The sequence below is a fragment of the Nitrincola iocasae genome (assembly GCF_008727795.1).
In the GTDB taxonomy this organism is placed as follows: Bacteria; Pseudomonadota; Gammaproteobacteria; order Pseudomonadales; family Balneatricaceae; genus Nitrincola; species Nitrincola iocasae.
This window is the reverse complement of record NZ_CP044222.1, coordinates 2,374,125-2,399,237: the sequence shown is the minus strand read 5'-3', so window position 1 is coordinate 2,399,237 and position 25,113 is coordinate 2,374,125. Positions and strand designations below refer to the sequence as shown.

The window sequence follows — 25,113 nt, the reverse complement described above, 5'->3', positions numbered from 1 at the left end:
ATCTGAAAATAAAGACTTTTCAATCTTAACATCTCTGGTATGATTCGTGCTTGATTCTTACTACCCTAAGAATCTGTACCCTGGGCTTTCACAAGAAGCCGGGTACTTGAACCCTTATTGACCACAAGTCAGTATGCAAAAGAGGTTGTATCATGAGTACCACTCACCGCTGGCTCTCCTTGTTTGAGGGCTGTTTGCTCGTTGCACTGGGTGTGCATCTGTTAAATGCTGCCAATCTGCTTATTAGTGGTACGGCTGGGATCGGTATGATTCTTACGCAACTGACACCACTTTCCTTTGGTCAATTGTTCTTCCTGCTCAACCTGCCATTTTATCTACTTGCCTGGAATACACTGGGTATAGACTTCACTGTCAGAACATTTTTCAGTATCTCCATGCTTGCAGGTCTCTCTGAGCTGATGCGACTGTTTATTCATATAGATATAGATCCGCTGTTCTCTGCGCTATTGGGGGGAATGCTGGTTGGTTTTGGCCTGATTCTGCTGTTTCGTCACAATGCGTCACTCGGTGGCCTGAATATTCTTGCGCTTTATCTGGAGCGACGTCTGGGTGTTCATGCTAGTAAAACCACTCTGGCTGGTGATGCGCTGGTGCTACTGTTGGCCGTCATGGTAGTGGATATGACCAGTCTGATGTATTCATTGCTGGCATTTTTGACCTTGTGTTCAGTCGTGGGTCGCTACCATCGACCGCCCGAGTGGGCACGTGTCCAGGCGCACAGCTAAGGCTTATCATTCAGCTTACCTTCAGTCCTCCTCGCTATACTCAAGTGCTAATTCGGCTTGGAGATCTAGGATGAAAACATTACTGATACTGCTGTTGGCTGGTGTGGTGCTACCAGTATGGGCTTCACCACCGGATTTTACACCGGCAGGGCAGGAGCGTGGCCGGTCAGATGGGGCAAGGGAGCAGTCAGCACGCGAGTCTTCTTCACGGGGATCACAAGGTCGCGTGAGTGATAAAAGCAGGGATTCAGAAGGCTTGCTACCGGCCTTAACATCCACCGAAACAGAAGGGTTGATAGGCCGAGTACTGGAAGAGTATTTCGGTCTATCGGCTCCTGAGACACGTCAGGCCTATAATCAGCGTGCACTGCCGCCTGGGTTGCAACGCAAGCTTGACCGCGGTGGTAGCCTGCCACCAGGCTGGCAGAACAAGCTGGCACGAGGTGAGGTGTTGTCTGCGGATATTTACCGGCAGGGGGTGCGTTTACCCAATGATTATGGCCGCTACTCGCAAGATCAGCAGGATGAAACAGAATTGTTGCTGCTGGGGGATAAGATCGTTCGGGTAGTGCAAGGGCAGGGTACAATACTGGATGTGATTGATATCACCAGTGCTATTCTGCAGCCTCGCTAGGGTTGCGTGGGTAGATAGATACAAGGCGTAATTTCATATATCTAAATATTATAAATAAAATTATTGTTATAACCATTGTCTTAATATAATCTCTTCACCCATAGATAAATGCTTTTTATGCGTTTCTAGAATATGTGGAGATATTATGACACTGGTAAAAAACGTTAAGACGCTTGCCGCAGCCCTGACCCTGGGGTTTGCCGCTGCTCAGGCTCAGGCTGCCGATGACTCACTACTGAATTCTTCTTACGACATCGCTCGGGAGCTGTTTGCCAGCTATAACGAGCACTTTGCTGACTACTGGGAAGATAAAACCGGTAACAGCATTGAAATTCGTCAATCGCATGGTGGCTCTTCACGTCAGGCCCAGGCCATTATTCAGGGATTACGTGCCGATGTTGTAACCTACAATCAGGTCACTGATGTCGATATTCTGCATGAGCGCGGCAATTTGTTACCGGCAGATTGGCGCAGTCAGTTGCCCAATGCCAGTTCTCCCTATTACTCCACCATGGCGTATCTGGTGCGTAAAGGTAACCCCAAGGGTATCAGTAACTGGGACGATCTGGCGCGTGATGATGTCAGCACCATATTACCTAATCCCAAAACCTCCGGTAATGGTCGATACACGTATCTGGCAGCCTATGGTTATGCGCAGCAGGAGTTCGGCGATGATCAGGCAAAAATTGACGAATTTATTAAAACTTTTCTAAGCCGTGTGGCGGTATTTGATACCGGTGGCCGTGGCGCAACTACAACCTTTGTTGAGCGTGGCCTGGGTGACGCACTGCTGACCTTTGAGTCTGAAGTGAACAATATTCTGGCGCAATACCCAGAACAGGAATTTGAAGTAGTCGTGCCTAAAGTCAGCTTCTTGGCTGAGTTTCCGGTGGCTGTTGTCGAACAGCATGCTGAGCGCAATGGCAACACTGAACTGGCGCGTGCTTACCTGGAGGAACTCTATTCTGAAGACTCTCAGCGTCTGTTAGCCGGTTTTAACTATCGGGTACACAATGAGGTGGTGAAAGCTGAGTTTGCTGATCGTTTCCCTGAGTTGGAATTGCTGACAATCGAGCAGATCGCTGGTAGCTGGGAAAATGCTATGACAGAACACTTTGCCAGTGGTGGCAAACTGGATCAGCTGCAGCGTCGCTGAGTTGATTAAGGACTGACCGACAATGTCTACAACTGCAGCACCTTTCATCACTTTGACTCCCGGTAAGCGCGTCTTACCGGGCTTCGCGCTGAGTATGGGTATTTCATTACTGTTTATCAGCTTGGTATTGATGTTACCGATTACCGGATTACTGGTACAAACAGCTGGTATGTCCTGGCAAGAGTATTGGGGGGTAATCAGTGATCCACGAGTTGTAGCGTCTTACAAAGTGACACTTTGGGCTGCAGCTATTGCTTCACTGTTCAATGGTATGTTTGGCCTGCTGCTGGCCTGGGTGTTGGTGCGTTATGAGTTTCCGGGCAAGCGAATCGTTGATGCGTTAATGGATCTTCCCTTTGCATTGCCTACGGCTGTGGCCGGTATCACCTTGTCGGCCTTGTTTGCTGAAAATGGTTGGTATGGTTCGATTCTGGCTGAAGCAGGAATCAAGGTGGCCTATACCCCACTGGGTATTATAGTGGCGATGTCGTTTACCAGTCTGCCATTTGTGGTGCGGACGGTTCAGCCTGTGCTGGAAGATCTGGCGCCAGAGGACGAAGAAGCCGGGATTACTATCGGTGGATCTGATCTAACGGTCTTTCGCCGGGTGGTTTTTCCGACGCTCTGGCCAGCTTTGTTGACAGGAGTGGCTTTGTCATTTACGCGCAGCCTGGGAGAGTTCGGCGCGGTTATTTTTATTGCCGGGAATATGCCTTATGTCAGCGAGATCACCAGTCTGATGATCTTTATCCGTCTGCAGGAGTTTGATTATGCTGCAGCCAGTGCGATTGCCTCTGTGGTCTTGTTAGCGTCATTGATCCTGTTGTTTTTGATTAATATCTGGCAGGCGCATTATCTGCGCCGTATACACGGGCGGTAGACCTATGCGTACAGCATCACATCTGCGAGTCGGTGATCATCCTTGGGTTAAATGGTCATTGATACTGCTGGCTTTGAGTCTGGTGGGATTATTATTGGTGGTTCCGCTGGTAGCTATTTTTGCTCAAGCCTTTTCTGGTGGTATGGAAACCTATCTTGCCAACCTGACTGACTATTACACCCTCAGAGCGATAGGTTTAACTCTGTTTGTTGCCGCACTGACCGTGCCGATTAACCTGGTATTCGGGGTCTTTCTGGCCTGGTTGGTAACCCGGTTTGATTTTCCAGGGCGCAAGCTATTGATCACGCTGATTGATATTCCTTTTGCAGTATCACCAGTGGTCGCAGGTTTGCTGTACCTGCTGTTGTACGGTTCCAATGGCTGGTTGGGTGGCTGGTTGATGGATAAGGATATTCAACTGATGTTTTCCTGGCCGGGGATTCTGATGGTCACAGTGTTTGTGACCTGTCCTTTTGTTGCCCGAGAGCTGATTCCACTGATGCAGCAACAGGGGCGCGATGAAGAGGAAGCGGGTGTGACACTGGGTGCATCCGGTTGGCAGTTGTTCCGTCGTGTGACCTTGCCAAATATCCAATGGGCATTGATTTACGGTGTAGTGTTGACTAATGCACGCGCTGTTGGCGAGTTTGGTGCGGTATCCGTGGTGTCTGGCAATATTCGTGGGGAAACTAACACACTGCCTTTGCATGTGGAGTTGTTGTATCAGGATTATAACGCCGTGGGTGCGTTTACCAGCGCGTCTTTATTAGCCGGTATTGCCCTGTTGACCCTGGCTATAAAATCCTTTGTTGAGTGGCGTCAGATGCGTCAGAGAGCATTGCTGAGTGAGGTGGAAGCATGAGTATCCGGGTTGATAATATCAGCAAGCGTTTTGGTAAGTTTCAGGCGTTAGAGCCCTTGTCTCTGGAAATTCCAGATGGTGAGTTGATCGGCCTGCTTGGGCCATCTGGCTCAGGAAAAACAACGTTATTGCGTATTATAGCGGGCCTGGAAACTGCCGATAGCGGTAATATTTATTTTCATGGCGAAGATGTAACCCGTGTGCATGTACGTGATCGTCGTGTTGGTTTTGTGTTTCAGCACTATGCCTTGTTTCGCCATATGACAGTGGCTCAGAATATTGCGTTTGGACTGGAGGTGATGCCGAAAGCGCGTCGACCTGGTGCAGCTGAAATCAACAAGCGTGTGGCTAATCTATTGGAGATGGTGCAACTGGGACATCTGGCATCACGCTATCCGGCGCAATTGTCAGGTGGGCAAAAACAGCGCGTGGCTCTGGCTAGAGCACTGGCCATGCAACCTCAGGTGCTGCTACTGGATGAGCCTTTTGGAGCATTGGATGCAAAGGTGCGTAAGGATCTGCGCCGCTGGCTGCGCAATCTGCATGATGAGCTACATTTTACCAGTGTGTTTGTTACCCACGACCAGGAAGAAGCGCTGGAGCTATCAGACAAGGTGGTGGTGATGAGTGCCGGACGTATTGAGCAAGTAGATTCACCACAGCAGCTTTATGCTCAACCGGATAGTCGCTTTGTGCTGGGTTTTCTGGGGCATATTAATATACTTGAAGGGCGGATTAAATCAGCACGCATGCAGCAGGGCAAAGCCTGGATTGATCTGCCGGAAGCGGTAGCCGATTTACCTGAAGCGCAGTTTTATTTGCGGCCCCATGAGGTGCGTCTGCAAACTGAGCCTGCTGCTCATGCGCATTTACCGCTCAAGGTGAATGCAGTCAGTCTTATCGGTGCGGAAGTGCGGGTAGAGCTGGAAGCTGATGGCTGGAGCAGTCCAGAACCCTGGGAAGTGGGTATCAGTCATGCGCAATACAACAGTTGGCAGCCAATGCGTGGCGATCCGTGCTTCGCCGTGCCAGATGTGGGTCATCTGTTTACCCCAGCCAGCACTGAGCCGAGTCTGGTTCACTGGGATAAAAAAAAAGGTTCACTGGCTGAAGCTCCAGCGAACCTTCTGGTCAGAAGTGCCTGAGGTTAACCTCAGGCAAGCCTGAATCAAGCTATACCACTAGCGTTGGGCACTTGGCCCGGCTGGCGACTCGTTCAGATACACTGCCCATCAGATAGCCCTCAATATCACCATTGGTGCCGCGTGTTCCGACCACGATCAGGTCGACACCTTTTTCTTTGGCAAATTTAACAATGGTTTTTGATGGGCGTCCGCCTTTGACAAATGCGCGCACTTTAGTGGCACCCTTATCCTTGGCATGCTGCTTGGCATGATTGGCTACCTCGGTGGCAAATTCCTTGAGTGCTTCATCAGGAATTTGCACCTGGTCTGGTCGAACCATTGACAGAGATGCTTCAAACAGACTGTGGTGTTTGTAAACACACAACAGGTAGATCTCAGCATCGGTGATTTTTTGTATTTCGACAGCTTTGTCCAGTGCATTCAATGCACCTTCTGAACCATCTACTGCTACCAGTATTCTCTCAAACACAATGGCCTCCTTGGTTATCTAAAGGCAAGATCACGCAGGAAGAGAGCAATCTGCGGAAAGTAAATAATCAGTATTGCTGCCAAAACCAGCATGAATATAAAGGGTGGTGTACCCCGGATAACTTCCCAGTAAGGACGTTTGAAAATGGCGATGGCAGTGAAAATATCACAGCCAAACGGTGGTGTGGCGGAGCCTATGGCCACCATTAGCGTGATCAGTACCCCTACCAGTACCGGATCCAGTCCTGTTGATGCGATGGCTGGCGCAAAAATGGGTGTCAGCACCAGAATGACCACGATCGGGTCAACGAACATACAAGCAATAAAGAAGGCGATGGCGATGGCGAATAGCACGCCAATCGGACCGGCTTCATTAATTCCCAGGCCACCGAGAATGGTTTGAGGAATCTGTGCAAAAGAAATAATCCAGGAAAAGCCGTTACCCACAGCCACCAGAATAAACACGACAGCTGTAATCAGGCCGGTGGATTTGGCAATTTTGTAGATATCCATTGCTTTCAGGGATCTGAACACAATAAATTCCAGAATCACCGCATAGAGTACACAGGCTGCAGCAGCTTCGGTTGGGCTGAAAATACCGCCATAGATCCCCCCGACGATGATGACCGGAAAACCTAGCGGCCACAGGGCTTCCTGGATGGATACCATGCGTTCTTTCCAGGTACATTTGGGCTCAGTTGGTACTTTGTGTATATAGGCGTAGGCGATACAGTACGCCGAGAACATGGCCAGAATCAACAAACCGGGCCCTACGCCTGCGATAAACAGCTCACCGATCGATGTGCCGGAAATGACCCCGTAGATTATCATGCCGATACTCGGTGGAATCAGAAAGGCGATATCACTGGAGTTGATAATCAGTGCAAGGGTAAAAGAATCTTTGTAACCCGCTTTGAGCATTTTCGGACGTAAGGGTGAACCTACCGCAACCACCGTTGCCTGTGTTGAACCGGAAACGGCCCCGAACAAGGTGCAAGAAGCCGCTGTACTGACGGCAAGTCCACCTTTGATATGACCGATAAACGACATTACCATGTTGATCAGTCGGTTTGCTGACTGTCCTCGGGTCATCACATCAGCCGCAAGAATAAACATGGGAACAGCAATTAATGCGGTAGGACGAATCCCCCCCATCATCTGCTGAATCATGATATTCATCTGACCGAAGCCATCAAATGTCATATAAAAACCGACCAGTGCCGCCATAATCAGCGGTATCATCATCGGAAAGCCCAGCATCAACAGAATGATCATTGTTGCCAGCATATAAGTAATCATAACCTTATCCTTCTGTCATGCTGTTTATACTTCAGTTTCAGTTTCTTCGTAACCATCGACGACATGCGTGGACAGATAGACATCACGAGAAAAAATATTCTTGATACCGGTCAAGAAATACTGAATGCCTGTGATAATAAAGCCAACCGGCACCCATACATACATCAGGTAGAGGGGGATACCCATGGTGGGTAATACTCGTCCAGTGCTGTAAATGCTATGGATGTAGGTAAAGGAGAAGTAACACAGAAAAAACATTGTGCCGGAGGTCACAAACGCGATGATAATCATCAGAATGCGCCGGGCCGAGGTCGGCAGAGCATCATAGAGGGCCGACATGCGGATATGTCGACCATGCCGGGCAGCGTATCCGATGCCGGCAAAGGTGATTAATACGATCAGAATGCGGTTTACTTCTTCGGAAAAAAACAGGCTTTCGCCAATTACAACACGTCCGACAATATTGGCAACTGTGTTCAGTGCCATCAACAGTACACCAACCGCTAGAATAATAGCTTCTACACGACTGATGCCTGAATCGATAACACCCAGAAGGCCGGGCAGGCCGGAAGTGTGGTTATCAGGAAGGTCGTCCTTCATGCGGGTATCCTCTTGCTGTGATCAGGTCGGCTGCCTGAGATAAAAGGTGCAGAGGGATGAGAGTGCCCCCTCTGCACCAATTCACATGAAGTCGGATTATTGAGCTTTGTAAGGCTCAAGATCCTCTTTAAACTGCTGCAGCAGTTCCTGTCCACTTTCACCGGTCATTTCGATGAAGCGTTCTTCAACGCTAGGGGCTTTATCCATGAAGGCTTGGCGCTCTTCGTCAGTCAGGCGGGTCACCGTAACTTCAGAGCTGGCTTCAAGGATTTTATCCAGCATCTCTTCACTCAGGCCTGGGACATATTCAGTAATGTGGTCAAAGGCATGCTCAGAGGCATCACGGACCAGCTGTTGATCTTCAGCAGACAAACCATTGAAGAAGTCCTGATTGGCCATCAGTGCTGTGGTGAACTGGCCATGACCGGTAAAGATCAGGTTAGGGGACACCTCATACAGACCGCCGGACTGAATCCAGAAAATCGGGTTTTCCTGACCCTGGATAATGTTGGTTTGCAGGCCGCCATAGACTTCGCCCCACGGCAGGGGTGTCGGTGTTGCACCAAATGCACGATAGGTCTCGGAGAGCAGTGGGTTGGTCATGGTACGGATATTTTTGCCGTGAAAGTCTTCAGGTGTGCGGACGGGGGTGTCAGCAGTGACTACCATTTCACCTTCCGGGTACATCTTCAACAGCTCCAGGCCCTGCTCAGCATAGAGTTCAGGAAACATTTCATTGATGGCTGCGCTGGTGCGGAAGAAGTCGACGATATCTTCATCATTGACAGGCAAGAGGTAAGGAATGAAGAAGATTTGTGCTTCAGGGATCAAAGAGCCTGTGAATCCGGGAGACTGATTGACAAACTGCAGTATACCCATTTGAGTCTGTTCCATGATGTCATCTGACTCACCCAGTTCGCCAAAACGGAAAACTTGAACGGTATTGTCAGAATTCTCTTCTATATATTCCTTGAATTTGTATGCAAAGACATCTTGCACATCACCTTCAAATTCTTCGTGAGCATAGCGCCAGTTAGCGGCTTCAGCTGCTGTACTGAAACCCACCACGCCGGTCATTAATACACCCGCAACAGCGGTACTCAGTATGTTTTTCAGGGTCATCATTTGTTCCTCTTTTGCTTTTTTTGGTGTGATATCCGATCACGCTCAGAAGTGCTGTATTATCCTCATCTTAGGTTGTTACTATTTCAGCGTGGCAAATCAGCGCCCAAACTGCAAGTTGCCTGAGGTTAAAGATATTAGAATGCGAGGAATGAATTCCTTTATTCATTCATAACTTATTGTTGTATATATGAAAATATTTTTTAGATTTTATTTTATGTTATTGATTACTAAGAGTGATAACTCACATTGCTCAGGAAAGCATGTATGAGCCAGTCATTACCTTACTTTCGGCTTTCCGGTTTTTATTTGTTCTATTTTGCTTTATTGGGCACGCTAGTACCCTACTGGAGCCTCTACCTGCAATCCTTCAGTTTGACTTCCCAGACTATTGGGCTGTTGATGGCTATGTTGCACCTGTCCCGAGTTGTCGCACCGAATATTTGGGGATGGATCGCCGATAAAAGCGGTCATCGAATCCGGGTGGTGCGTTACGGGGCTTTTTTAACCTGGGTAATTTTCATTGCTATTTTCTGGCAGACTTCTGCTTTGGGTATTGGGGTGGTCATGCTGCTGTTCAGCTTTTTCTGGAATGCAGTGTTGCCGCAGTTCGAAGTGTTGACACTGCAGCACCTGGCAGCGTCTCGTGATCGTTACAGCCAGATACGTTTATGGGGCTCTGTCGGCTTTATTCTGGCGGTTGTTGGCACGGGGGTGATACTGGATCGGGTGGACATTCGCTGGTTACCCATGGTCGCACTGATGCTGATGATTCTGATCTGGCTCAATACCCTGCTGATTACTGCTCCACTTGTAGAATCCACTCGACGACAAGATGATCGCAGTTTGTGGAGTATCGTGAAAACACCTCAGGTGATGGTGTTCTTGCTGATTTTTTTCCTGGTACAGTTCAGTCATGGGCCTTACTACACCTTCTACAGTGTTATGCTGCAGGATCTGGGATACAGTCGTGGCAGAATTGGCCAGCTATGGGCGGTGGGGGTGATCGCTGAAGTTCTTTTATTCATGTTGATCCCGCGACTTTTTCAGCGCTTTACCCTGCGTCACATTATGCTGTTGAGCTTGTTGCTCTGTTCACTACGCTGGATGTTGATTGCATTTTACCCTGATCAGTCTGGCGTCTTGTGGTTCGCTCAACTGCTACATGCCGCCAGTTTTGGGAGTTTGCATGCGGTTGGCATTGCGTTGGTCTACCATTATTTTAGCCCTGCTACACAGGGACGGGGGCAAGCGTTGTTTGCCAGCGCCGGTTTTGGTGCGGGTGGAGCCGCAGGGGCGATGCTGTCTGGAGTATTCTGGGATGCGTGGGGCGGCCAGGGTACTTTTCTGGCGGCGGCACTGATTAGCATGCTGGCTATAGTCATGGCTCTGGGCTGGATATTTCCCGAGAAGGTCAAGCGGCTGGATTAGCATTGGGCAGTTGTTATATCCTAGGGGCAGTCAACACCTGCCAATCATCCATAGAGGTTAGCCATGAAGTTCAGTATTGATGTTGAAATGACACCGCAGGAACTCCGTGAAAGCCTGGGGCTTCCGGATGTATCCTCTCTTCATGATGAGATGATTGACACCATTCGCGAACGCATGCAACAGGGGGTCGAAGGTTATGACCCAATGACCCTGTTCAAGCCGTTCATGACTTCCGGTATGGGAACGGTTGATGGGTTTCAAAAGCTGATGTTCAGCTTGATGAACCAATATACGCGTTCTAAAAATAAAGACGGATCTGAGGAATGAAAGATTAATGAGCACAAAACAGAAAACTAATGGTGTGCGTATTCTTAGAAAGTATACTAACCGTCGCTTGTACGACACTTCACGCAGTTGCTACGTGACCTTGGAGGATGTTAAAGAGTTAGTGCTCAACTCGGAGCCTTTTCAAGTGCTGGACTCCAAGTCAGGCCAGGATTTGACCCGTAATATTTTAATGCAGATTATCAGTGAACAGGAAGCTGAAGGGCATGGCACCCTGTTAACAAATCAGGTGCTGCAGCAATTGATCCGTTTCTACGGTGATAGCATGCAGGGGATGATGAGTCAGTATCTGGAGCAGAGTATTGGCGCTTTTCTGGAGCATCAGGATCTGATTCGTGACCAGATGCAGAATATGATAGGTGCCGCAAATCCGCTGACTATGATGAATCGAATTGCAGACCAAAATCTGGCTATGTGGAAAATGTTCAGTCCGGGTGTTAATCCCGATGGAACACCGATGCAAAACCCGAAAAGACCAGATGCTAGTACAACTGAAACGGATAAGTCGTCCCGCAGTACGGCGAGTCGTCGGGATGAGCCTAAGACTCGTTAAGCCTATGGTCCAAATCAGATTGCAGCCAGTTGCTGATCGCATCTACCAGCTGGCTGCCGGTTCGACTACTGACAAACAGGCCTATATGGCCTGTTTTTATCTCTTTTTCCCGGTATAGCTGACTGTTGGTTTTGCCTTTGAGCGCTTTTGATGATGAGGGTGGCACCAAGTGATCATGGCTGGCATAAATATTCAGCAGCGGCTGGGTGATGCGACTTAAATCAACGGGCTGATTACCGATCTTAAGGTTGTTGTTGACTAGTTTGTTCTGCTGAAAAAAATCCTTGATGAATTCACTGAAAGCAGCCCCTGCCTGGTCCGGACTGTCGTAAATCCATTTCTCCATACTCAGAAAAGCCCGTGCGCTGGCTTCATCACTGAGTGTCACCGGCAAGTCCAGGTTTTTTTGCAGTCCCAGCCGCATCGGCATGAGTGAGTTGTAGGTTTCATTCAGCAGGGCACCGGGAATATTACCGTAGGTGCTTACGGCCAGATCGGCATCCACATGCCGGGCCAGTTTACTCAGAGTGAAGTCGTCGGTAGCAAAATCAACCGGAGTTACCAGGGTGATTAACCGTGCAATCTTGTCTGGGTGCAAGGCTGTGTAGCAGAGGCTAAACGTGCCACCCTGGCAAATTCCCATCAGGTTAATGCGCTCCTGACTGGCATGCTGGCTGGCCGCATCGATACACTGGTCTAGGTAGTGGTTAATATAATCATCCAGATCCAGAAACCGGTCTGATGCGTCGGGATACCCCCAATCGACCAGGTAGACACCCACACCGCGTTGTAATAGTTTTTGCAGCATGGATCGTTCCGGTGTCAGGTCAATCATGTAAGGCCGGTTTACCAGGGCGTAGCAAATGACTATGGGGGGCAGGTTGGGCTGCACAGTTGCAGGCTGGTAATAGTTCAGCCGTACTTTGTCCAGTTGAAAGATTGTCTCACAGGGAGTCTGTCCGGTTTCAACCGGCGGCATACGCTTTAGCAGTTGGTAGCTGTCTATTAATTGCTGATTAAAGCTGATGATTTCTTGTTTCAGCTGTTTTGGATCCAGCTTGATGCGGCTCATCGGCGCTCTCTCTGCAGGGTATCGATAGCATTTTTAAGCTGATCTAACTCATCCCGGAGTCCGCTGGACTCAGCCTGTGAACGTTCCAGGTACCGAAGTTGTTTACTCAGTCGATGTATCTTCTCAAACGCCAGGTTTAGTGAGGCTTCCGTGGCAATGCCATAGAGTTTCAGTTGCTGGTTGCGTTGTTCCTGAAACCACAGTCGAAGCTGCATCAGCGTGTTGCTGATACGGCCATGGGCCAGTTGGTAGTCGTCTGTCGCCAGTTGCTCTGCATAGCTGGCTTCATAAGCCTCTACCCAGAGGTGGTGTAGCGTCTTCAGGTTGCTGATAACCTCATTTTTGGCTTCGATCTGCTCTGACAGGCGGTTTAGTGCGCGGGTGTTGATCTGGGCATAATGTGCTGAATAGTGTTGCAGAGCTTGCTGGTGTGCGTTGATAAGGTGACTTGATTCACGCAGGGCCTTTTGTTGATTGAACGGCAGCTCTGTCGCTGAGGCTTCCAGAAGACTGCGCATCCCCTTCATCCAGGGGTGGTCTATAAATTGCTCATCATTAAAACTGTGGGTGCGCAGCAAAGCTCCCAACTGTTCTGGCAGTTGCCAGCGTTTGACGACCCAGTCTTCGGTCAGTCGGCTGATGTGCTGGTGAAAATCGGTGAAAAAACTGGCCAGTTCAGGGGGAGTGCCCTGTTGGCTTTGAGAGACCAGGTGACCAGCAAAACGGGTAAATTCAACAGACTCCTGCGTCATTACGGCAAGAAGCTCCGCATGTTGCTCCGGAAGGTGTTGCCAGCCGGTCTGCTGAAGTTGTTGCATCAGCTCAGTCCAGTCGGGCAGTTCAGTACCTTCCACTTGGGTCGGGTACAGCTTAAGCCAGCGCCGGATCGTTGCTTGCAGGTCGTCTGTCACAAAAGGCTCCATCTGCCTGGCGGTGTTTTGAAGGGTGATAGTAATACACCCAGCCTCTATTATGAAACAGCTACGGTGTATTATGAAGTAATCAATCTCAAGCTAATGTGTGTCAGCACACAGTCTGAGTAGAGCTACCATCTGCTGTGCTGCGTTAGAGAGCGTACGGTCGCGATGATAGATATAGCCCAGCGGCCGGTGAACCGGTTCGGCTTCCAGATCCAGACGTTTTAACTGGCTGTCTATCATGGTTTCCGGCAGCAGGCTCCAGCCGAGTCCGATGGATACCATCATTTTGATCGTATCCAGATAATTGGTACTCATCCCCAGGTTAGGCTCCAATTGCCAGGCTGACATCTGCTGACGAACCAGTTGATGGGTAAAGGTATCCGGGCGTGGCAACAGGCCACTGTAGGTATTTAACTCAGCCAGGGTGACGGAGGGTTTATCCGCCAGCGGATGTTGTGCTGATACCACATAAAAAAGTCGATCATCCCAGATTTGTACGCTACAGATGCGCGGATCGGCTTTTGGGGCCAGGGTAATCAGTGCCAGCTCGATATCACCTTTCAATACGCTCTCATAGGCGATTTCAGATTCATCAAAGCGTAAGTCTAACTCGACCAGCGGAAACTGCCGGGTGAAGGCTTTTAGTAGCGGAGGCAAGCGGTGCAAGCTGATATGATGGCTAGCCGCAAATGAGAGGCGGCCGGCTACCTGTAGGGTCAGATTGCTGACCAGTGTTTCAGCATCCTTAAGCGCCATGAGAATTTCATGGGCCTTGGGGAGGAGTTGCCGGCCGGCTTCAGTCAGGCTGATATGCCGTCCTATTCGGTCAAACAGGCGACAGTGTAGTTGCTGTTCCAGCAAGGCGATACGTTTGCTGATGGCCGACTGGGTCAGAAACAGACGATCAGCGGCTTCTGAAAAAGAACCTGCTTCGGCTACCATAACAAAAGCCTTCAGGCTGTGGGTGTCCATAGTGGCTTACTCAAGGCTGAAAAAAATCATTGTATTCCTTTTTGGAATGGAATGAATAAAAAATATGAATTTGTTTATTGTGTTGGACTCTTTTACCATGCTGTCTATTAGATAAAAAACCTGTCCGGAGATTAACGCTATGACTGGCAAAACCCTGTATGACAAATTGTGGGACGACCACCTCGTAAGTGAAAATACGGATGGTAGCGCCTTGTTGTATATCGACCGTCACTTGCTGCATGAGGTGACCTCACCTCAGGCATTTGAAGGTTTGCGTCTGGCTGGGCGTAAACCCTGGCGCCTCGATACCAATTTGGCAACACCAGATCATAACGTCCAGACAACTGATCGCTCAGGAGGGGTGGAGTCTATTGTAGATCCTATTTCACGTATTCAGGTGAAAACCCTGGATGAGAACTGTGACAGTTTTGGCATTACCGAATTTAAAATGAACGATCCGAGACAGGGTATCGTGCATGTAGTCGGGCCGGAGCAGGGCGCAACCCTGCCAGGTATGACTGTGGTCTGTGGGGATTCACACACTGCAACGCACGGTGCTTTTGCAGCCTTGGCACATGGCATAGGCACTTCCGAAGTTGAGCATGTATTAGCCACTCAGTGTCTGATTGCTAAAAAAATGAAAAATATGCTGGTGCGTGTCAATGGCCGTTTGGGCCAGGGCGTCACCGCTAAAGATGTGGTGTTGCATATTATTGGTGTTATCGGCACCGCGGGTGGTACAGGCTACGCGATAGAGTTTGGTGGTGAGGCGATTCGTGGTATCTCCATGGAAGGTCGCATGACTATCTGTAACATGGCCATTGAAGCGGGCGCGCGAGTGGGTTTGATCGCGGTCGATGACATTACTGTGGATTATATTAAAGGCCGACCGTTTGCACCCAAAGACGCGCATTGGCCGATGGCCGTTGAGGCCTGGCGTAATCTGGTGTCTGATGCGGATGCTGAGTTTGATCAGATAGTCGAAATTCAGGCGGCTGATATTGAGCCGCAGGTTACCTGGGGGACCTCACCAGAGATGGTGGCCTCTGTGCGTGCCTTGGTGCCGGATCCCGCCAGTATGAGCGATCCAGTTAAGCGCGAAGGCACTGAACGTGCCTTGCACTACATGGGCTTGAAGGCCAATCAAAAAATTACCGATATTCAATTGGATCGGGTATTTATCGGTTCTTGTACCAACTCGCGTATTGAAGATCTGCGTGAAGCCGCTGCGGTGGTCAAGGGCAAAAAGGTCGCTGCAACTCTGAAACAGGCACTGGTCGTTCCCGGTTCCGGTCTGGTGAAATTGCAGGCTGAGCAAGAGGGTTTGGACCAGGTATTTATTGAGGCGGGATTAGAGTGGCGAGAGCCAGGGTGTTCCATGTGTCTGGCAATGAACCCAGACAAGTTGGGTGCCGGTGAGCATTGTGCGTCAACCTCCAACCGTAATTTTGAAGGCCGTCAGGGCTTCGGGGGGCGGACCCATCTGGTGAGTCCTGCCATGGCTGCGGCGGCCGCGATAGCCGGCCATTTTGTTGATATCCGTGAATTCATCAGTGCCTGATCAGGAGAGAGATAATGAGAAAATTTACTGTACATCAGGGTATCGTGGCTCCGCTTGATCGTGCCAATGTCGATACGGATATGATTATTCCTAAACAATTTCTGAAATCTATCAAACGCTCTGGCTTTGGCCCGAATCTGTTTGATGAGCTACGCTACCTGGATGAAGGGCAGCCAGATCAGGATTGCAGCCAGCGTCCGTTGAATCCGGATTTTGTGTTAAATAAACCTCGTTATCAGGGCTGCAGCATTTTGCTGGCGCGAAAAAACTTTGGCTGTGGTTCCAGTCGTGAGCACGCGCCCTGGGCGCTGGAAGACTTTGGGATACGGGCGATTATTGCACCAAGCTATGCTGATATCTTCTTCAATAACAGCTTTAAAAACGGACTGTTACCGATAATTCTTGAAGAATCACTTATTGATGAGCTGTTTGATGAAGTGGCAGCCAACCAGGGATATCAACTGGAGATAGATCTGGAAAACCAGCGGGTCATCAAGCCTAATGGTGAGGCATTATCCTTTGATATAGATGCGTTTCGTAAACACTGCTTGTTGAATGGTCTGGATGATATAGGTTTGACGCTAGAGCAGGGTGACGCCATCGCATCCTATGAGAAAAAGCGTCGTGAATCGGCACCCTGGCTGTTCTGCTAACCTAGTAATTAATTGATTCAAGGTATTGTTAAATGACAAAAAAAATATTGATTTTGCCAGGTGATGGTATAGGTCCAGAGATTGTTGCTGAAGCTCGTAAAGTATTAGAGAAGGTTAATGAACAGCTTTCTTTAGGGTTGGTGTTAACTGAGGCGCTGGTGGGTGGTGCGGCAATCGATGCGACTGGTTTGCCCTTGCCAGAAGACACACTGACGGCTGCTCGTGAGGCCGATGCTATTTTGCTGGGGGCTGTTGGTGGGCCTCAGTGGGATACCAATCCGGACTTCCAGATACGTCCTGAGAAAGGCTTGTTAGGTATCCGTGCTCAGTTAGGCTTGTTTGGTAATCTACGCCCGGCCATTCTGTATCCGCAATTGGCACATGCGTCCACGCTGAAGCCTGAAGTGGTTTCGGGTCTGGATATTCTGATTGTACGTGAACTGACTGGCGGTATTTATTTTGGTCAGCCGCGAGGCTATCGTACCAAGGAAAATGGCGTGCGCGAAGGCTATAACACCTATGTGTATGACGAAAATGAAATACGTCGCATCGGCCGTGTAGCCTTTGAAGCGGCTCGTGCCCGTAATAAAAAGCTCTGTTCCGTTGATAAAGCCAATGTGCTGGAAGTTACCGTGCTCTGGCGTGAGGTGATGAACGAGCTGGCGGTCGACTATCCGGACGTAGAGCTTAGCCATATGTATGTTGATAATGCCGCCATGCAATTAGTGCGTGCACCTAAACAGTTCGATGTTGTGGTTACTGGTAATATGTTCGGCGATATTCTGTCGGATGCGGCGGCGATGCTGACTGGTTCCATCGGTATGCTGCCATCGGCTTCTTTGGATGCCAACAACAAGGGTATGTATGAGCCTTGCCACGGTTCTGCACCGGATATTGCCGGTCAGGGTATCGCAAACCCGTTGGCAACCATTCTCTCAGCCGCTATGATGTTACGTTACTCTCTTGATTCAGCCGCGGCAGCCGATAAGATCGAAGCGGCTGTCAGTCAGGTGCTGGATCAGTCGTTGCGTACCGCTGACATTATTTCAGAAGGTATGACGCGAGTAAGTACCTCCGAGATGGGTGACGCCGTAGTGGCTGCACTCAGCTGATCAGAGCGTTGCGAGAAGGGAGGCGTCTTAACTGACATCTTCGGTTATTCTGTTGTTTTTTAATTTATATGATATTTGGGGGCACGAATGAGACGTGTAGGGTTTGTTGGCTGGCGTGGTATGGTCGGTTCAGTACTGATGCAAAGAATGCAGGAAGAGCGGGATTTCGATCATATCGCTGAGCCGGTGTTCTTCACCACATCCCAGGCTGGAAAGCCTGGACCGGATATCGGCAAAAGCATTCCTGCACTCAAAGATGCCCGTGATATTACCGAGTTGCAGCAGATGGATGCGATCATCTCCTGCCAGGGGGGGGATTACACCACTGAAGTCTATGCCAAGCTGCGTGAGGCTGGCTGGAAAGGCTACTGGATAGATGCCGCCTCTACGTTACGTATGGCCGATGACAGTATCATCGTGCTTGATCCGGTTAATCAGAACGTCATAGAGCAAGGGCTGACCAAAGGCATTAAAACCTATGTCGGTGGTAACTGCACGGTTTCGCTGATGTTGATGGGGTTAGGCGGACTGTTTCGCGAAAACCTGGTTGAATGGGTCAGCTCCATGACTTATCAGGCGGCGTCTGGCGCTGGCGCACAGAATATGCGTGAGCTAATCAGTCAGATGGGGCAGATTGAGTCTTCGGTGAGTAGCGAGTTGGCTGATCCAGCGTCTGCCATTCTGGATATTGATCGTAAGGTTGTCGAAGCGATGCGTAGCGATGCTTTTAAAACCGATAATTTTGGTGTGCCTTTGGCAGGCTCGTTGATTCCCTGGATCGATAAGGCTGTTGAAGCCGGGCAGAGCAAAGAAGAGTGGAAAGGTTTTGTTGAGACCAATAAAATCCTGGGCTGTTCAGATAACCCGATTGCCATCGATGGTACCTGTGTGCGTATCGGTGCGATGCGTTGTCATAGTCAGGCCTTTACTATCAAGCTGAAGCAGGATGTACCCCTGGATGAGATTGAATCCATCATCGCTTCGGCGAATGATTGGGTTAAACTGGTACCAAATGAGCGTGAAGTGACTATGCGTGAGCTCAGTCCTACCCAGGTGACTGGTACCCTGAGTGTACCTGTTGGTCGCCTGCGTAAGATGAGAATGGGCCCGGATTATCTGAATGCCTTCAGCGTCGGTGATCAGTTGCTCTGGGGTGCAGCCGAGCCGTTGCGTCGTATGCTGAGAATTCTGATGCAGCATCAGTAAGCTTTTCAGGTATGATATCCAGCCCGGCGCCGCAAGGTCTGTCGGGCTGTTTTGTTTCAGATGACAGGTTAAGGTCATGCTGTGCGTTTTAACCGGAGATGAGTGCGTTTATGTCAGTTGTTGTTGCGGTAACCGGTGTCTCTACCCTGTTGGGTGAGAACCTGCTTGAAATTCTTGAAAGTCGGGCCTTCCCCGTCGCGCGTCTGGTACTTACCGATCCTGGCGAGGTTACGGGTCGCAGCGTAATGTTTTCGGGGCATGCCACCCGTGTGGTTTCGGCCGACACAGCTGACTTCTCAGGTGTGGAACTGGTATTTAATTGCCAACCAGATGCCTTGCCTGAGCAATTTTCAGTCAGTCAGTTGTCTGCGAACGTCTGTGTGATAGATCTTTGTCCAGACATTGATGTTGCACAAACGGCCGCCTGTATTGTTCCCGAGGTCAACTCAGAGTTAATCGGCTCTGGTCGCAGTGGCTACTATGTTTCTCCTCTACCTGCAGTGGTGGCCGCCGCCGCTGTGTTAGCCTCGTTACATCAGCGCTTCAAACTCTTGCGCCTGAATATCATTAGTCTGAGCTCCGTGGCCGAGGCGGGTAAAAAAGGTGTTGAAGCCCTGGCGTCAGAAACGGCAAAGCTGCTGAATGGTCGGGATGCTGAAGCGGATTTCTTTGGTCAGCAGATTGCCTTTAACCTGTTACCGCTGACTGGCCAGGTGACGGCATCCGGTGCCACAGATAGTGAAACACAAATCAGCACTCAATTGCGTCGGGTGCTTGATGATGAGCAGTTGGAAGTTGCGGTTAGCAGTCTGCAGTTACCACTTTTTTATGGACAAAATGTCGTTTTACATGCGGAGTGTCAATTTCCTGTAGATTTAAATGAGGCACAATCTCTGTTGAGTCAAGCGCCGGGAGTGAGCTGCATTGCTGATCAGATATGCTCTGCAGTAGCCGATGCTGCAGGCAAGGACGAGGTATTTGTGTCGCGACTGAGAACCGAGCCGGATAATAATTGTGGAGTGATGCTGTTCGCCGTTACAGATAGTATGCGCAAAGGCGGTGCTCTCAATGCGATACAGATTGCCGAGCAGGTGTTTACTCAGCTTGACCATTGAAGGGGTTATACATAATACTTGGTATACTTATTTTGGATAAGCAACTTCCTGTTTTGCTGGAACAATCAGTAAGGTTGCGGATCAAGAGGGAAAACAGATGCTGCGTAAACTTGCCTTAAGCCTCGCGATAGCCGGGGTGCTTGGAGTACCTAATGCAAATGCCCTGGGGCTCGGTGAGATAAATATAAGCTCGGCGCTGAATGAGCCACTTAATGCAGAGATTCGGCTGATGCAGGTGAGGGACCTCTCTCCCTTGCAGATTCAACCACGTATGGCTGATGCAGATGAGTTTTCCATTGCCGGTCTCAGCAAGTCTCGTTTTCTTAATGATGTTCGCTTCCAGGTCCAGGTCGCCCCTGATGGGGCAGGTGTCATCCGGATGACTTCGACTGAGCCAGTCAGAGAGCCTTTCCTCAATTTTTTGGTTGAAGTGAATTGGCCAAACGGTCGCCTGGTCAGAGAATACACGGTACTGCTTGATCCACCCTTATTTGATCCTGCGCCTGTGCAAGGGCAGATGCAGCCGGCCGTTTCTTCAGCTCCAGCCGCCGTTGCCCCTTCCACGCCAGTCAGATCGTCAGCAGCACCCCGTACGCTACCGACTACCGCTAATCAGATCCATGTGGGTGCCAACGATACCCTGTGGGTGCTTGCAAATCGTTACCGCCCAGATAGCTCCATTACACCACAACAGATGATGGTAGCCTTACAGCGCCATAACCCGCAAACCTTCCCAACCGCTAACATTAATGTAATGCGTGCCGGAACGGTTATGGATATTCCTTCGGTTGAGCTCATTCGCGCACTTTCTCCTGCTGAGGCTACCGCCGAGGTAGCTCGCCAGACTGAGGCTTGGCGGCAAGGGCGGAATCAGCCAGCTACACCTCAGCCAACACCGGCGCCAGAGCCAGAAACGGACGAGGTCACTGCAGAGGACGTTGTAGAAGCCCCGGTTGAGAGTGAAGCTGAATCTGAAGCGGAGGCTACTGATGCAGAAGCCTCAACTGAAACGGCTGAGGCGCTTGCGGATGCAGAGCTGCGTATAGTCACGCCGGAAGCGGATGACGTCGATACGGAAGAAGAGTCTCCGGTTGCCGGTGATATGGCGTCACGTGAAGAGGCCGTGCTCAGTTCAGAAGTTGCTGATGGCTTGTTGCAGCGCAGTGAAGATCTGGATAGTCGCCTGATGGTTACGCAGGAGACGGTAGACAAAATTGAACGAGAAAATCGCGATCTGAATGAAAGACTGGATGCAATCCAGGAGCAGTTGGTATTGATGCAGCGTATGCTGGAACTCAAGGAACAGCAGATTGCCGCTTTGCAGACTGTTGAGCCAGAGCCGCCGTCTGAAGGGTTGGCGGATAAGCTGACAAGTTTGCCAGTTGTAGGTGGTCTGGCCGCCGCTCTGGTAGCCGCTCTGGTTGCGTTGTTTCTGTCAAGGCGGCGCCGTGATAAGACGCCTAAGCCAATGTTTACGGCGCCAGAGGGAGCAGCGACAGGGGATGCGGGAGCAGTAGCTCTGGCGGCCGGTACGGCAGCAACGGCTGTGGTGGCAGAAGAAAAACAAGCAGATAGACCTGAGTCAGAAGCTGAGAAAGTCGAAGAGGACGCGTCTCCTGTAATAGATGATGCGACGGATGATTTCTCGGATCTGGACCTGGATCTGGACCTGGATCTAGAACTGAATGAAGACGATGACACGCGCGTTGTCGATGAAGAGTATGATCTGTCGGCTGAAAATGACTTTGATGATCTGCTGGGTGAAACTGAACTGGGTGATGAGCCTGCTACAGAAGAACCTGAAGCCAAACCCGAAGCTGAAACTGAATCACTTGTAGAACAAGGCGATGAAGATGAACTGTTGGATGATCTGCTTAACTATGAAGAACCTGACGTGCGAACTGACAGTGTTGAGCCTTCTGACGATGATAACAATGATGACTTAGGCTCTCTTGATGATCTGCTGATGAGTGACGAAGTTGCTACAGATGAAGAGCAAGATGAACCTGAGGCGCCTGTCCGAGATGATAGTGATGAACTCGACTTTATTTTGAACGAACCTGAAGCTGCTGATGCAGTTGAGGCAAGCGACCAGCCTGAGTCTACAGCCGATGACGATCTTGACTCTCTGCTGGGATCCATGGAAATTGAAGAAGTTGAAACGGATGCGGCCTCCTCGGAAGTCAAAAAGCCAGGTGAAGTGGTTGAGGATGAGTTAACAGCCAACATTGCTCATGATCTGGAAACGGGGCTGGATGCTGAACTTGAGGATATGCTGAGCAGTACAGATGAGGATATTGCTCTGGAAGAATCTCAGTCTACCGATGAAGCGATCGATATGCTTGATGGTCTCAATCTACTTGATGGTGCGGATGAGAATGAAACCAAGCTGGATCTGGCGCGAGCTTATCTGGAGATGGACGATGCCGAGGGCGCACGTGAAATCCTGGGTGAAATTCTCGGTGAAGGTAACGACAAGCAAAAAGAAGAAGCACAGAAATTGCTGGATAGTCTGAGTTGAGATATTGATTGAATGCTGGAAAATCCACCTTTATCAGGGGCGACAAATGTCGCCCCTTATCGTTATGCTGCCGCTGTAGAGTATTCTGGTGCGGCTTACCATGGTTGGCAAAAACAACGTCATGATCTCGTACCCTGTATCCAGGGAAGAGTGGAGGGTGCTTTGTCCCGGGTGGCAGATCATCCTGTCGACGTGATCTGTGCCGGACGCACGGATGCCGGTGTCAGTGCCTGTTATCAGGTGATCCATTTTGATGCACAGGTACAGCGACCTGAGCGCGCATGGTTGATGGGTGGAAATACCTATTTACCTGAGGATATCGCGTTGCTTTGGGTTAAACCTGTCAGCACGGATTTCCATGCACGTTTCTCGGCACAGGCAAGGCGTTACCGCTATATTATTTATTCTGCAGCGGTTAAGCCTGGTGTGCTAGCAAAAGGCATCACCTGGACCTGGAAAGTACTGGATGAGGTTAAAATGCAGCAAGCGGCTGAGGCGCTGATAGGTGAGCATGATTTTACTTCGTACCGGGCGGTTGCCTGCCAGGCAAGGAATCCGGTGCGTCAGGTGCAGCATCTGAAAGTATATCGACAAGGGCAGTTGTTGGTTATCGATATTAAGGCAAATGCGTTTTTACACCATATGGTGCGTAATATTGCCGGGGTTTTGATGAAAATTGGTGCTGGGGAGGCGCCGGTAGGCTGGGCAAGGGACGTGTTGAATGCCCGTGATCGTCGTCAGGGTGGGGTGACGGCATCACCCTTTGGGTTGTATTTTGTGGATGTAGACTACGCGACAGAATTTTCTTTACCTAAAGCCGTACCAGGACCTTTTTTCCTGTCTCCAGCAGACTGACGCCGCAACTCGGCTCTGTTATCATAGTGAGCTCGGTGATTGCTTGGGGTGGGTATGCGAACACGAATTAAAATTTGCGGTATTACTCGGCTGGAAGATGCCTGCTGTGCTGCATCCCTGGGTGCTGATGCATTGGGTTTTGTATTTTATTCGCCCAGCCCTCGCAATATATCAGCCGAACAAGCGGCTGGAATCGTAGCGCAGCTACCGGCTTTCGTAACATCGACTGCTCTGTTTGTAGACGCGGAGCGTACAGAAATAGACAAAGTCCTGACCCTGACTGGTATCGATTTGCTGCAGTTCCATGGCGACGAAGATCCGGTATTTTGTGAAAGCTTCAACCGACCTTATATCAAAGCACTGCGTGTCAGGAACGATACTGACATAGCGGCTGAAATGGCGCGTTATCCCAGTGCCAGAGGTATTCTGCTGGATGCTTATGTGCCAGGGCAACCTGGTGGGACCGGGATGACCTTTGATTGGCAGCGTATTCCTGCCGAACTGCAACAGCGCATAGTGCTGGCAGGTGGGTTGCAGCCAGATAATGTGGCGACTGCGATTGCGCAAGTTAGACCACTAGCGGTGGATGTGAGTGGTGGTGTTGAAGCAACCAAGGGTATTAAAGATAGCGAAAAAATCAGACGCTTTATTAATGAGGTGAACCGTGTCAATTCAAACTGATCAGTCTGCAAAGCAGACCTACCCTGATGCTCGTGGACACTTTGGCCCTTACGGGGGGCGTTTTGTGTCGGAAACTCTGATTGGCGCTCTGGAAGAGCTGGAAGGGGTGTATGAAAAGTTATGGGCTGATCCGGCATTTAAAGCCGAATTTGATCGGGATCTGGCCCATTATGTTGGCCGCCCATCACCCCTGTATCACGCTGAACGCCTTTCCCGTGAAGTCGGTGGTGCACAGATCTATCTGAAGCGCGAAGATTTGAACCATACCGGCGCGCACAAGGTGAATAACACCATAGGCCAGGCGTTGCTGGCCAAATTTATGGGTAAGCCACGGGTGATTGCCGAAACCGGAGCCGGACAGCACGGGGTTGCTTCCGCCACGGTTGCGGCGCGTCTTGGTCTGGAATGTAAAGTCTATATGGGCGCCGATGATATCAAGCGTCAGGCGCTGAATGTCTACCGTATGCGCCTGTTGGGAGCTGAAGTGATTCCGGTAACATCCGGTACACGTACCCTGAAAGATGCCATGAATGAGGCGATGCGTGATTGGGTCACCAATGTAGATAACACCTTCTACATCATCGGCACGGCCGCGGGACCGCACCCCTATCCTAAGCTGGTGCGTGATTTTCAATGCGTTATTGGCCGCGAAGCGCGCAGTCAGTGTCTGGATCAGACCGGGCGTCTGCCGGATGTGATTATTGCCTGTGTTGGCGGTGGATCGAATGCGATCGGTCTGTTTCACCCCTTTATCGAAGATACCTCAGTACGCATGATCGGTGTAGAGGCCGGCGGACATGGTCTGGCTACCGGTCAGCATGCAGCCCCGCTAAGCGATGGTCGCCCGGGTGTGTTGCACGGAATGCGGACTTACCTGATGGAAGATGATGCCGGTCAGATTTTACCGACCCATTCGGTATCAGCAGGCCTGGATTATCCCGGCGTGGGACCTGAACATGCCTGGTTAAAAGATACTGGCCGTGCCGAATATGTGGCAATAGATGACAAGGAAGCACTGGATGCTTTTCGCACTCTGACCCAGGTTGAGGGTATAATGCCCGCCTTGGAAAGCAGTCATGCTATTGCTTATGCGATGAAGCTTGCCAAAACCCTGGATAAGGATCAGAACATTATTGTTAATCTGTCCGGCCGGGGTGATAAGGATATTCATACCGTTGCCGAGCTGGATGGCATAACGATCTGA

At 50.1% G+C, this 25,113-nt stretch carries 25 protein-coding genes; 18 read left to right on the top strand and 7 right to left on the bottom strand.

Annotated elements, in window-relative coordinates; all coding sequences use genetic code 11:
* Positions 1-152: 152 nt before the first annotated feature.
* The 6 genes from F5I99_RS11070 (at position 153) to F5I99_RS11045 (ending at position 5,423) form a co-directional block, all read left to right on the top strand.
* Entirely contained in the window at positions 153-746 is a 594-nt protein-coding gene (locus tag F5I99_RS11070) for a YitT family protein (protein ID WP_151055999.1), read from the top strand.
* Between the two features lie 70 nt (positions 747-816).
* Positions 817-1,380: a hypothetical protein gene (locus F5I99_RS11065; RefSeq protein ID WP_151055997.1), complete on the top strand. Its 564-nt coding sequence runs from the start codon at positions 817-819 to the stop codon at positions 1,378-1,380.
* A gap of 145 nt (positions 1,381-1,525) precedes the next feature.
* Positions 1,526-2,536, top strand: coding sequence for a thiosulfate ABC transporter substrate-binding protein CysP (gene cysP, locus F5I99_RS11060; protein WP_151055995.1), 1,011 nt, complete (start codon positions 1,526-1,528; stop codon positions 2,534-2,536).
* A 22-nt stretch (positions 2,537-2,558) separates the two neighbouring features.
* Positions 2,559-3,416 (top strand): sulfate/thiosulfate ABC transporter permease CysT, encoded by an 858-nt coding sequence (cysT, locus tag F5I99_RS11055; protein WP_151055993.1) that lies wholly within the window; start codon positions 2,559-2,561, stop codon positions 3,414-3,416.
* 4 nt (positions 3,417-3,420) lie between these two features.
* Positions 3,421-4,278 (top strand): sulfate ABC transporter permease subunit CysW, encoded by an 858-nt coding sequence (cysW, locus tag F5I99_RS11050; RefSeq protein ID WP_151055991.1) that lies wholly within the window; start codon positions 3,421-3,423, stop codon positions 4,276-4,278.
* Positions 4,275-5,423 carry a sulfate/molybdate ABC transporter ATP-binding protein gene (locus F5I99_RS11045; protein ID WP_151055989.1) on the top strand — a complete coding sequence of 383 codons (1,149 nt, stop codon included), beginning with the start codon at positions 4,275-4,277 and terminating at the stop codon, positions 5,421-5,423. Before cysW ends, F5I99_RS11045 begins: the two co-directional genes overlap by 4 nt.
* Before the next feature lie 28 nt (positions 5,424-5,451).
* On the opposite strand, the gene F5I99_RS11040 is transcribed toward F5I99_RS11045, so the two are convergent.
* The 4 genes from F5I99_RS11040 to F5I99_RS11025 form a co-directional block, all read right to left on the bottom strand.
* Positions 5,452-5,892: a universal stress protein gene (locus F5I99_RS11040; protein WP_151055987.1), complete on the bottom strand. Its 441-nt coding sequence runs from the start codon at positions 5,890-5,892 to the stop codon at positions 5,452-5,454.
* A gap of 14 nt (positions 5,893-5,906) precedes the next feature.
* Positions 5,907-7,190, bottom strand: a complete 1,284-nt coding sequence (locus F5I99_RS11035; RefSeq protein WP_151055985.1) for a TRAP transporter large permease — start codon at positions 7,188-7,190, stop codon at positions 5,907-5,909.
* A gap of 24 nt (positions 7,191-7,214) precedes the next feature.
* Positions 7,215-7,790 (bottom strand): TRAP transporter small permease, encoded by a 576-nt coding sequence (locus F5I99_RS11030; protein WP_151055983.1) that lies wholly within the window; start codon positions 7,788-7,790, stop codon positions 7,215-7,217.
* Positions 7,791-7,886: 96 nt separating this feature from the next.
* Positions 7,887-8,912, bottom strand: coding sequence for a TRAP transporter substrate-binding protein (locus tag F5I99_RS11025; RefSeq protein WP_151059113.1), 1,026 nt, complete (start codon positions 8,910-8,912; stop codon positions 7,887-7,889).
* A gap of 267 nt (positions 8,913-9,179) precedes the next feature.
* Between F5I99_RS11025 and F5I99_RS11020 the strand changes: the two genes are divergently transcribed.
* The 3 genes from F5I99_RS11020 to phaR all read left to right on the top strand — a co-directional run bounded on the left by F5I99_RS11020 (position 9,180) and on the right by phaR (position 11,241).
* A complete protein-coding gene (locus tag F5I99_RS11020; RefSeq protein ID WP_151055981.1) occupies positions 9,180-10,343 on the top strand; it encodes an MFS transporter in 1,164 nt (387 codons plus the stop codon).
* Positions 10,344-10,406: 63 nt separating this feature from the next.
* Positions 10,407-10,670, top strand: coding sequence for a DUF6489 family protein (locus F5I99_RS11015; RefSeq protein ID WP_151055979.1), 264 nt, complete (start codon positions 10,407-10,409; stop codon positions 10,668-10,670).
* A 7-nt stretch (positions 10,671-10,677) separates the two neighbouring features.
* Complete coding sequence (phaR, locus tag F5I99_RS11010) at positions 10,678-11,241, top strand: polyhydroxyalkanoate synthesis repressor PhaR (RefSeq protein WP_225307378.1); 564 nt, start codon at positions 10,678-10,680, stop codon at positions 11,239-11,241.
* Here the strand turns inward: phaR and phaC are convergent.
* The 3 genes from phaC to F5I99_RS10995 all read right to left on the bottom strand — a co-directional run bounded on the left by phaC (position 11,228) and on the right by F5I99_RS10995 (position 14,205).
* Complete coding sequence (gene phaC / locus F5I99_RS11005) at positions 11,228-12,313, bottom strand: class III poly(R)-hydroxyalkanoic acid synthase subunit PhaC (protein WP_151055977.1); 1,086 nt, start codon at positions 12,311-12,313, stop codon at positions 11,228-11,230. The two genes, phaR and phaC, sit on opposite strands and share 14 nt — an antisense overlap.
* Positions 12,310-13,224, bottom strand: a complete 915-nt coding sequence (locus F5I99_RS11000; RefSeq protein WP_191905838.1) for a poly(R)-hydroxyalkanoic acid synthase subunit PhaE — start codon at positions 13,222-13,224, stop codon at positions 12,310-12,312. Before F5I99_RS11000 ends, phaC begins: the two co-directional genes overlap by 4 nt.
* Before the next feature lie 102 nt (positions 13,225-13,326).
* A complete protein-coding gene (locus F5I99_RS10995) occupies positions 13,327-14,205 on the bottom strand; it encodes a LysR family transcriptional regulator (RefSeq protein WP_151055973.1) in 879 nt (292 codons plus the stop codon).
* A 139-nt stretch (positions 14,206-14,344) separates the two neighbouring features.
* On the opposite strand from F5I99_RS10995, the gene leuC reads away from it, so the two are divergent.
* From leuC to trpB, 9 genes are all read left to right on the top strand, one after another.
* Complete coding sequence (gene leuC / locus F5I99_RS10990; RefSeq protein WP_151055971.1) at positions 14,345-15,766, top strand: 3-isopropylmalate dehydratase large subunit; 1,422 nt, start codon at positions 14,345-14,347, stop codon at positions 15,764-15,766.
* A 14-nt stretch (positions 15,767-15,780) separates the two neighbouring features.
* The gene (gene leuD / locus F5I99_RS10985; RefSeq protein WP_151055969.1) at positions 15,781-16,419 is read left to right on the top strand and encodes a 3-isopropylmalate dehydratase small subunit; all 639 of its coding nucleotides are present in this window, start codon (positions 15,781-15,783) and stop codon (positions 16,417-16,419) included.
* A gap of 32 nt (positions 16,420-16,451) precedes the next feature.
* Positions 16,452-17,531 carry a 3-isopropylmalate dehydrogenase gene (gene leuB, locus F5I99_RS10980; protein WP_151055967.1) on the top strand — a complete coding sequence of 360 codons (1,080 nt, stop codon included), beginning with the start codon at positions 16,452-16,454 and terminating at the stop codon, positions 17,529-17,531.
* Between the two features lie 87 nt (positions 17,532-17,618).
* Positions 17,619-18,737, top strand: a complete 1,119-nt coding sequence (gene asd, locus F5I99_RS10975) for an aspartate-semialdehyde dehydrogenase (RefSeq protein WP_151055965.1) — start codon at positions 17,619-17,621, stop codon at positions 18,735-18,737.
* Positions 18,738-18,847: 110 nt separating this feature from the next.
* Complete coding sequence (locus F5I99_RS10970; protein ID WP_191905837.1) at positions 18,848-19,852, top strand: Asd/ArgC dimerization domain-containing protein; 1,005 nt, start codon at positions 18,848-18,850, stop codon at positions 19,850-19,852.
* A 97-nt stretch (positions 19,853-19,949) separates the two neighbouring features.
* Positions 19,950-22,373, top strand: coding sequence for a FimV/HubP family polar landmark protein (locus F5I99_RS10965; protein ID WP_151055961.1), 2,424 nt, complete (start codon positions 19,950-19,952; stop codon positions 22,371-22,373).
* A gap of 12 nt (positions 22,374-22,385) precedes the next feature.
* Positions 22,386-23,228, top strand: a complete 843-nt coding sequence (gene truA, locus F5I99_RS10960) for a tRNA pseudouridine(38-40) synthase TruA (RefSeq protein WP_151055959.1) — start codon at positions 22,386-22,388, stop codon at positions 23,226-23,228.
* A 54-nt stretch (positions 23,229-23,282) separates the two neighbouring features.
* Positions 23,283-23,909, top strand: coding sequence for a phosphoribosylanthranilate isomerase (locus F5I99_RS10955; protein WP_151055957.1), 627 nt, complete (start codon positions 23,283-23,285; stop codon positions 23,907-23,909).
* On the top strand, positions 23,893-25,113 hold the full coding sequence (trpB, locus tag F5I99_RS10950) for a tryptophan synthase subunit beta (protein ID WP_151055955.1): 1,221 nt from the start codon (positions 23,893-23,895) through the stop codon (positions 25,111-25,113). Before F5I99_RS10955 ends, trpB begins: the two co-directional genes overlap by 17 nt.